We start from the raw sequence: 9,413 nt of genomic DNA, 5'->3' as shown, positions 1-9,413 counted from the left end.
AATAATAAGCAAGAAATTTTTCTTTCCGAAAATGATTACCTCCGATTCTTGATACATATCAAATTAGCTATAAAAAAAATGCAGTTTAAGTTATATGCTTATTGTCTTATGCCCAACCACTTTCATTTATTAATGGAAGTAAACGAATGTCCGGTTTCTTCCATAATGCATCAATTGTTAACTTCTTATGCAAAATATTTCAACCTAAAATATAATAAGCAAGGGCATTTATTTCAGGGCAGATATAAAGCTATTATTTGCGAAAAGGATTCTTACCTGCTAGAGCTTGTCAGATACATTCATCTTAATCCGGTAAGGGCGGCTATTGCGGACTCGCCTACCGACTGGAAATGGTCTGGACACAATGAGTATGTTTCGGAAGTGCCTTTAAGCCTAATAGATAAAGAAAAAATTTTGTTATATTTTGATTCTAATATTGAAAAAGCACGTATTAAATACTCCGAATTTGTAAGTGATGGTCTAAAAATGGGGCAAAGAAAGGACTTTTACCCGAAAGAAAAAATATCATGCTTGGGAAATGAACTATTTAAAAAAGAGCTAGCGCTTAGACAAAAGAAAGTGATAGAAGAATTTACTAAGGCTAAAGAAGCAAAAAAAATGAAATCCCTGTATGATTTGACTAGGGAAGTGTCGGATGAAAGAAAGATCCCTTTAGGATTAATTCAATGCATGTCTAGAGCGACCATGGTATCGGCCGTCAGGAAAGAATTTATTGAAAAAGCGTTAAACGAAGGACATAAGGCAATCGATATAGCAAATTTCTTGAGAAGAACACCGGCTTATATAACAAAAATTCGGAACAGCCTCACAATAAGTTAAATAAGTAAAGCCTGGCACCAATGTACTATAAATTTTCCGATTATTTCAAGAAACAAGGATTTGGGACAAAAGTTTACAAAGTAACCGTTGACGCCGGTTTTTCGTGCCCGAATATTGACGGGACCATATCGGACAAGGGATGCATTTTTTGTAATAATAAATCTTTTAGCGCTGCAACGCGTCAAAAGGAAATATCTATTGAAAATCAAATAGAACAAGGGATAAAAGCCTTAAATAAAAGGTATAAAGCCGATAAATTTATTGTTTATTTCCAGGCATTTACTAATACTTACGGACCGATTGAAAGGCTGAAAGAAACTTACGAAAAAATAAAACAATTTAATAATGTAATCGGTATTTCAATTGGGACTAGGCCGGATTGCGTTGATGAAAACATAATCAAATTGATAGGTTCGTATGCCGACAATTATGAGGTTTGGATTGAATACGGGCTTCAAAGCGTAAATAACGAAACATTGCGCAATATAAATCGCGGACACTCTTTTGAGGACTTTATCAAAGCCCTAGATTTGACAAGAAAAAACAAAAAAATAAAAATATGCGCCCATGTAATTATCGGGTTACCCGGCGAAAAAAAAAAAGACCTAATTAACACGGCAAAAGAAGTTGGCCGGCTAAAACTTGAGGGAATAAAAATTCATCCGCTGCATGTTGTAAAAGAAACCGAACTGGAAAAATTGTATAATGATGGGACATTTAAGCCCTTAGGGCTAAAAGAATATGTTGATTTGGCTTCAAATTTCTTAGAATACCTTTGGCCGGAGACAGTGGTGCAAAGAATAACAGCAGATTGTCCAAGAGATCTTTTAATTGCGCCTGAATGGATTAATAACAAAACTTTAGTTTTAAGGGAAATTGACAAAACACTTATAGAAAAAAATACTTTTCAAGGGAGATTATTTAATAAATGAAGTCAAAAATAAAAATTGGACTCATATTTTCCGCAATAATTCTCATTTTTTATCTGATACCGGGTGAAAAAAAAGCTCTTTATGATATTATAACCGGCGAAAAGATGGATAATTTTAAACTTGTTTGGCCTTTTTCAAGATATCTTTTAGAGCCTTTTGTAGGTTTTGAAGAGTATATATTTTCTTTATATTCTTACGGTTTTCAGCTTATTTCATGGATATCATGGATATTTATTTCGGTCTTAATAGGGTGTATTAATAGGAAAAATTTAAAAGTAGCCGATGCAATAAAATATTTTCTGTTTTCAGTTTTAATTTTCCTAAGTTTAATAACTTTTACTGCAATTGCGCCTCTTCCTGCCCCTTTACTAAAAACTCCGCCGGAATATTTAAAAGCTGATTTTCATGCGCATACCTATTATTCATTTGATACTATTACCAGCCCCCACGAAAATCTTAAATTTCATCAAAATAATGGATATGATTTTTTCTTTGTTACGGATCACCGCGGGCCAAGGGGATTTAATAGTTCTGCAGAGCTCCAAACTTCTGGAAAAGCCTTTCCGGGTATGCAAATACGCGCATTAGAAGGGAATGCTTTGTTGGTTTTGGGCGATAAAAATTTCGATGGAAAACAGTTTTGGGGAAAAACAAATAAAGAAATTATTGAATTAGCTCATTCAAAAGGCCTTCTTGTGATATGTCCTCACTGGTGGAAGTTTAGAATCCCTCCGATAGAACAACTTTACAACGACGGGGTAGACGGGTTTGAAATTTACAATTTTGCCTACAAAAACATTAGCGAAAAAGAAAGAAATAAAATAATTGAACTATGCCGCCAAAAAAATCTTTTAATGGTTGGCGTAATAGACTGGCACGGATGGGCGTGGGCTGGAAATGTTTGGACTGTTATAAAAAAAGAAGACGATAAAATAAAAACCAATCCTGCTGAATATCTGAAAAATAATAGAAAAACCTCCGTAGTGGTTTACAAAAAAAGTGAGACTCAAAACAGAATACGATATATATTTGAACCTTTTTTTGGTATTTATTATTATTTTAGCGGAATAAATTTACTACAAAGCCTTATATGGATATTGTGGATTCTCTTTTTTCTTTGGGCGAGCCGTTTTATTAGAGAGATTTCAATATTTTTAGGGGCAGTATTTATTTTATCAGGCATTTATTACACTGTAATATCTTTTTCTGTTGAAGGAAATAAAACTATCATGCCTTTGCTCGTTCCGATTCTGGCTGTTTTAGGATTGGGCTGGTTTGCGGTTTGGGGCACGAATTTAAGAAAAAACAAACAATAATATACGAACCCTGAAATTAAATATTTGTTATTTGTGAATGGTATTTTGATCGGACATTACTAAAAAATCTAGTTGAGGTTTCAGAAGTATAATCCGGGTAGGTCCAGGGCAGGGGAACGAATTGCTTTTGTTTGTAGTTTAACGTAATTTCAGCAAATATTCCCTTTGATAAATAAATTCTGTGGCTGAAATCTTTTGTTGATGCAAGCACTATTTTAGAAAGAGCAAGATAGCCCGGATCAATGTTAATGCATCTTTTGCCAGAAACAGTGAATTTATTCTCAATGCTGTTGGTTTGTGTTTTTATATTTGAAAGTTCTTCCGGACCAATCAATTTTTCAAAACTAACCCATTTTCTGAAAAGGTTTCCCCCCATTTCTTCTTTATAATATTCGGTAAAATCAAACGAAATAGTTTCGCTTTCAAAATCTATTTTTCCGTATTTTTTCTGCAGCAATTTCTCAACTTCAAAAAACTTCTCTTTTGATCCAGAAATTAGTCCCACAAAAAGCTTAACAGATTCCGGTTTTTTTATTTCAGCCATTGGATTGTTTTTTAATATCAAACACTTTTTCGTTAGCGAAACCTTTATTCCAGCGGTAGAAAAATGAATAGGTATAGGGAAAAACGGGATTCAATAGGTGGTCAAAAAGCATATGCTGTGAAAAGCCGATCAAAAAACCAAGCACCCAGGGGCTTCGGCTATAATAGGCCAAAAAGCCAAGAGGTAAAAGAAGTTCAATAGAATGCAAAAAAAGATAAACTTTGACAAGACGAAACTCTTCGCAAGTCTTGAAAAAATGAATCAAATCAAATTTAATAGGATGTTCGCGCCAGTAGTCAATCAGGTGGTCTAAATCTAAAAGAAAACCTGCAAGAAACGAAGATATAGCGATAGGAAAAGATTGCGTCCATGCGTAAAGTCCTAAACTCACAATAGACGAAACAGCAATATGTTGGGTAAGGCGCATAGAATTTACCCCGTTAGAGAAGGCTGTTGACTTCTGTCGACAGATAAAAAATCATACTGTTAAATAGAGCTTACTGAAAAATAAACAAAATGCTTGAATTAACGATAAAAAGAATAATTATTTTCTATACAAAAGTACACGGTTTTTAACTATTTTTCACCAAAAAGCTCGCACTTTTTGTCATGAATTTATTTTTCATTAAGCCCTTGATTACACTGATAATAAGACTGATTACACAGATTACGTTTGACGATGAATCATTGTAATCTTGTCGTTATCTGTGTAATCAAGGGTCTGATGTGTTTTTCAGCAGACCCTAAATAATGGTTTTACCCTGTTGAATTGTATTGCTATCAAAAACATTCTGTTATTTCCGGGTTCTGTGCCAAGGCAATAAGATCTTTCTTTTTGTATTCCAAAATCCAGCGGTGTAAATTCCGGTCATCTCTAACGGGGCGAACCTCAAAAATATTATGACAAATACAAAAAAAGTTTTCAATACTTATAAAGACATTAGGCTTTTGACTAATATGATAGAAAAAAGTAAAATTATTTAAAGGAAATATACGATTTCTCAAATGGAATTTAAAGATAAAGTCGTTGTAATTACAGGCGGGACAAGGGGGATAGGAAAGGCTTTGGTTGAAACCTTTGCGTTTAACGGCGCAAAGGTTATTTTTACTTATGCTCAAAATGATGAAATGGCCGCAAAATTAAAAAATGAAATTGAATCAAAAGGCGGATATGCAGATCCGTATAAACTTGACGTAAAAAATTATGAAGAAATAGAAAAGTGGCGGGATAAAATTATTGAAAAATATGAAAAAATAGATGTCCTTATAAATAATGCGGGAATTATTAAGGATAAAGCCCTGATGATGATGACAAAAGAAGACTGGCTTGACGTTATTGATACAAACCTGAACGGTCTTTATAACATCACCAGAAATTTTATTGTAACCTTTATGAAACAAAAAGAGGGATGCATAGTTAATATTTCTTCGGTAAGCGGTGTTATAGGATTGCCGCGTCAAACAAACTATTCTGCTTCAAAGGGAGGAATAATCGCATTTACGAAAGCGCTGGCAAAAGAAGTGGCTTCGCTCAATATTCGCGTTAATGCTATCGCACCGGGATTTATTTCAACCGATATGACCGCAACGCTTAAAGATGATTTAGTAAAGAAAATGCTATCGCTAATACCTTTACAGAGGTTCGGCAAGCCTGAAGATGTGGCAAAAGCGGCCCTATTTTTAGCAAGCAAAGATTCTTCATACATAACCGGCCATACCTTAGTTATTGACGGCGGCCTTTCAATGAGAGACTAGCAAAACGGTTCTTTAGTTCTTTAGCTCTTTTGTTCTCTTGTCATTAAAGGCTAGCTATAGAGCAATAGAACAATAGAGCAAGAGAGCGCCTTTGATAAGGATCTTGAAAGAATATATGGGCAAAAAACGAATAGTCGTTACCGGAATCGGGATTGTTTCTCCGATAGGGATAGGAAAAGAAGCTTTTTGGCAAGGGTTAAGGGAAGGAAAATCGGCAGCAAAACCGATAACTCTTTTTGATACGTCAGATTTTAAAGTAAAGGTTGCTGGAGAAATATCAGGTTTTGATGCGAAAGAAATATTAGGGAAAAAAGGGCTGGTAGATTTTGACCGATCTACAACCTTACTTCTTACCGCCGGCAAATTTGCCTTGGAAGACGCTTCCCTTGAAATTAACGAAACAAACACGAATAATACCGGCATATCTATCGGCACAACGTTCGGTAGCCTGCAAAGCCTGTCCGATTTTGACCGAGAATCTCTTGTTGACGGTCCGATGTTTGTCAATCCTTCCAGATTTCCTAATACGGTAATGAATTCCCAAGCCGGGCGCTTAGCAATAAGATACGGCATTAAAGGGCATAATTGTACCGTCTCAACAGGTATGACGGCATCTTCAGACGCCCTTGATTATGCCATAGATTCAATAAATTTCAATAGAACAGAAAGGGTGCTGGCTGGAGGCGTGGAAGAGTTGGGAATTCAGGTTTTTATAGGATTTTATAATCTTGGATATTTAAGCGGGATGGACGGATCCCCGTCTCTTTCCTGCCCGTTTGATAAAAGAAGAAACGGAGTTATTTTTTCAGAAGGAGCGACTATCGTCATCATAGAAGAATTAAATTCTGCTCTTTCAAGAAAGGCGAATATTTACGGAGAAATTCTTTCAATATCGTCTAACTATGATCCGTACCGATTCTATAAATATGATCCGGCCGCAAAAGGGATGATTAGCGCGATGTCTTCCGCGATAAGCGATGCGAATCTGACACCTGCAGATATTGACTGTATTTTTGCCAACGCTAATTCAACAAAAGATGCCGATCTGATTGAAACAAACGCAATAAAAAAAGTTTTTGGAGATGTTTCAAAAAAAGTGCCGGTAACTTCCATAAAGTCAATGATAGGTGAATCATTGAGTCCTTCAGGAATTACTGCTGTGGCAGCAGCGGTAGGCGCAATAAACCAGGATTTTATTCCGCCGACAATAAATTATAGCGAAAAAGATCCGGAATGCGATTTAAATTATGTTTTAAATAAAGCTAAAGTGCAAAAAATTGATAAAGTGATGGTTAATTCTTTTTCTCCTAACGGGTCCAACACCGTTACAGTGATTGGAAGATACAAAAACTAATTTTTCCCCATTTGGATTGTATCCAAAGGTTAAAAGAAAAAAGCGAGGGATTAAAAATGCTGGAATTAGAGCAAATCAAAGCTTCAATATCACAAAGATTCCCAATTTTAATGATAGATAGAATTATTTCAATTGAGGAAGGAAAAAAAGTTGTTGGAATAAAAAATGTCACGGCTAACGAAAAACTTTTTCTGGGCCATTTTCCTGATAAAGCCGTTTTCCCGGGATCAATGATCATTGAGGCGTCGGCGCAGGTTTCAACTTTTTTGTTTTACGAGAACAAAAAACCTCTCAAAAAACTCGATTTTTATTTGGGAGTGGTTAAAGATATGCGGTTTTATAAACTGGTTGTTCCGGGCGATCAGCTGAGGATTGAAGCCAAATCAATTCGGTTAGTAGAAAACAGTGCGGATGTTGAAGTAACAGTTTTTGTGAAAGAGGAAAAAGTTGCTTCCGGCGAGCTAATATTTGTCCGGCGTAAGAAAGACTAAAAAAACATCTCTGAGAGTTAGCTGAACAAACTTTCTTGCTTGCCCGTCATCGCGAACTCTCGAGTCCATAGGCTCTCAGTCCATAGACTTATGAGTCGAGGAACTCTATGAGTCCGAGGACCCAAAGGGTGCGGCGATCTCATTCTTCCGCCATAGAACAAGGACGAGATTGCTTCTCCGCCCAGGGCGGATCGCAAAGACCTTTGGCGAGATTTTTCAGCGATCTCTAATGGGCAAATCCAAGATTCTCTTAAGAGGCAGTGAATAGATATGGAAAAAAGAGTAGTTGTTACCGGGCTCGGAGTAGCAAGTTCAATAGGCATAGGAAAAGATGCTTTCTGGGAAAGCGTTATCAGCGGGAAATCGGGAATAAGCGAACTTACGCTGTTTGATACTTCTGCGCACAATACCCATGTTGCAGGGGAAATAAGAAATTTTGACCCAAACAAATTTCTTAAGAGCAAAAGAGATAGGTTTTTCGGCAGGGCGTCTCTTATGGGGCTGGTTGCGGCAAATCTTGCAATAGAAGATTCCCAAATTGATATAGTTTCTTTGCAAAAAAATAGAACATGCGTTTTTATGGGAACAACGATGGGTGAAATCCAGGCAATGGAAAAACTTAACCACGACTGGGTGAAATTGGGATTAAAAGATCCGGGAAATTTTTCTATTTACCGCTCGCTTGCCTATAATATCTCCTCCTTAATATCTTTGGAGCTGAAACTGACCGGCAGAAACAGAATTTTTACGACTGCTTGTTCTTCCGGCAATTATGCCATAAGCTATGGGAGCGATTTGTTAAAATCGGGCAAAGCAGACATGGTTTTGGCAGGCGGATCTGACGCGATATCTTGGATTTCGTTTACCGGGTTCAACAAAGTCGGCGCAACTGCCCCTGAAAAATGCCAGCCGTTTGACAAAAATCGAAAAGGAATGATTCCGGCGGAAGGCGCGGGGGTATTGGTTCTTGAAACTCTTGAAGGGGCCAAAAAAAGAAAGGCGAAAATTTATGCAGAAATATTGGGATGCGGCTTCAGCTGTGACGCGCATCATATGACCCAGCCCAGCGTTGAAGGCATTACGAAATGCATATCAAATGCTTTGAATGAATCAAGAATATCTCCCGACGATGTGGATTACATCTGCGCGCACGGGACCGGGACACTCCAAAACGACAATGCTGAATGTTCGGCAATAAAAAATGTTTTCGGGGACCGAAAAATCCCTGTAAGCTCAATTAAATCAATGATAGGGCATACCATGGGCGCTGCGACGGCAATAGCGGCGGTGGCTTGTTGTAAGGCAGTAGAATATGATATAATTCCTCCAACAATAAACTTTGAAACGGCTGATCCGTCATGCGATATTGACTGCGTGCCTAACGTAGCCAGAAAAAAGAAATTAAATATTGTGTTAAATAACGGGCTTGCTTTTGGCGGAAACAACGCCTGTTTGGTTATTAAAAAATTCATAAAATGAACATCCGCACAGGTTGCTGTGCGGTATCAGACGTTTCCCTCTTTTGCAAAGAGGGGTGAGGGGAAAGTCTTTGGACCGAGCCTGCCCTTCGATTTCACTCAGGGTGGTGAGCATAGTCGAACCACGAGCGAGGAAGATTTATTACTGTCAAATCCCTCTCCCGCCCACGGCGGGTCAGCCTTGGGCTGACAATCTCCCTTTTTCAAAGGGAGAAGTTAGTTGGTTACCCCGCATCAAGATGCGGGGAATTGTCAAGTTAAAAGAAAGGGAAGAATATGCCTGTAGATACAGCTCAAGAAATTAAAGTGATGCTTGCCAGAATGACGGGATTTGAACCAAACGAGATTAATGAAGAAGACGTTCTTACCGACGATCTTGGTATTGACTCGCTAAAAGTGATAGAGATAGCCACCTACATAGAAAAAACATATAAAGTTAAGGTTAAGGAAAGCCAGATGGCGAGGATTAAGACTGTGCGGGATGCCGTTAATATCCTTAACGAACTTTTAACGGAAAGAAATGCCGCGCTCTAAACGCATAGTTGTTACTGGTATCGGCCCGTTAACGTCAATCGGCACAGGCGTTGATAATCTCTGGAAAAGTCTTTTAGAAAAAAAGACCAATATAAAGACAGAAAACGTAGTTTTAAGCGGCGAACTTTGGCAAAGTTTTAAATATCACAAGATCGATAATTTCAATATC

Annotated in this window: 11 protein-coding genes; 9 read left to right on the top strand and 2 right to left on the bottom strand. The window is 37.4% G+C overall.

Annotated features, from left to right (window positions below; all coding sequences use genetic code 11):
- The 3 genes from NT145_04705 to NT145_04695 all read left to right on the top strand — a co-directional run.
- Positions 1-840: transposase (locus NT145_04705; GenBank protein ID MCX5781987.1), on the top strand; the 840-nt coding region annotated here is incomplete at its 5' end.
- Between the two features lie 20 nt (positions 841-860).
- Entirely contained in the window at positions 861-1,772 is a 912-nt protein-coding gene (locus NT145_04700) for a TIGR01212 family radical SAM protein (protein ID MCX5781986.1), read from the top strand.
- Positions 1,769-3,088: a hypothetical protein gene (locus NT145_04695; GenBank protein ID MCX5781985.1), complete on the top strand. Its 1,320-nt coding sequence runs from the start codon at positions 1,769-1,771 to the stop codon at positions 3,086-3,088. Before NT145_04700 ends, NT145_04695 begins: the two co-directional genes overlap by 4 nt.
- A 16-nt stretch (positions 3,089-3,104) precedes the next feature.
- On the opposite strand, the gene NT145_04690 is transcribed toward NT145_04695, so the two are convergent.
- Positions 3,105-3,632 (bottom strand): DUF4416 family protein, encoded by a 528-nt coding sequence (locus NT145_04690; GenBank protein MCX5781984.1) that lies wholly within the window; start codon positions 3,630-3,632, stop codon positions 3,105-3,107.
- The gene (locus NT145_04685; protein ID MCX5781983.1) at positions 3,625-4,059 is read right to left on the bottom strand and encodes a hypothetical protein; all 435 of its coding nucleotides are present in this window, start codon (positions 4,057-4,059) and stop codon (positions 3,625-3,627) included. Before NT145_04685 ends, NT145_04690 begins: the two co-directional genes overlap by 8 nt.
- A 578-nt stretch (positions 4,060-4,637) precedes the next feature.
- On the opposite strand from NT145_04685, the gene fabG reads away from it, so the two are divergent.
- From fabG to NT145_04655, 6 genes are all read left to right on the top strand, one after another.
- A complete protein-coding gene (gene fabG, locus NT145_04680; GenBank protein ID MCX5781982.1) occupies positions 4,638-5,387 on the top strand; it encodes a 3-oxoacyl-[acyl-carrier-protein] reductase in 750 nt (249 codons plus the stop codon).
- Positions 5,388-5,478: 91 nt separating this feature from the next.
- Positions 5,479-6,741 carry a beta-ketoacyl-[acyl-carrier-protein] synthase family protein gene (locus NT145_04675; protein MCX5781981.1) on the top strand — a complete coding sequence of 421 codons (1,263 nt, stop codon included), beginning with the start codon at positions 5,479-5,481 and terminating at the stop codon, positions 6,739-6,741.
- Positions 6,742-6,797: 56 nt separating this feature from the next.
- On the top strand, positions 6,798-7,232 hold the full coding sequence (gene fabZ, locus NT145_04670; protein MCX5781980.1) for a 3-hydroxyacyl-ACP dehydratase FabZ: 435 nt from the start codon (positions 6,798-6,800) through the stop codon (positions 7,230-7,232).
- A 270-nt stretch (positions 7,233-7,502) separates the two neighbouring features.
- On the top strand, positions 7,503-8,711 hold the full coding sequence (locus NT145_04665) for a beta-ketoacyl-[acyl-carrier-protein] synthase family protein (GenBank protein ID MCX5781979.1): 1,209 nt from the start codon (positions 7,503-7,505) through the stop codon (positions 8,709-8,711).
- A 275-nt stretch (positions 8,712-8,986) separates the two neighbouring features.
- Positions 8,987-9,244: an acyl carrier protein gene (locus NT145_04660; GenBank protein ID MCX5781978.1), complete on the top strand. Its 258-nt coding sequence runs from the start codon at positions 8,987-8,989 to the stop codon at positions 9,242-9,244.
- On the top strand, positions 9,231-9,413 hold a 183-nt coding region (locus tag NT145_04655), incomplete at its 3' end, for a beta-ketoacyl synthase N-terminal-like domain-containing protein (GenBank protein MCX5781977.1). The genes NT145_04660 and NT145_04655, both read left to right, overlap by 14 nt.

Source organism: Elusimicrobiota bacterium (assembly GCA_026388075.1).
Classification (GTDB): domain Bacteria; phylum Elusimicrobiota; class Endomicrobiia; order Endomicrobiales; family JAPLKN01; genus JAPLKN01.
This window is presented reverse-complemented; position numbering and strand designations above follow the sequence as displayed.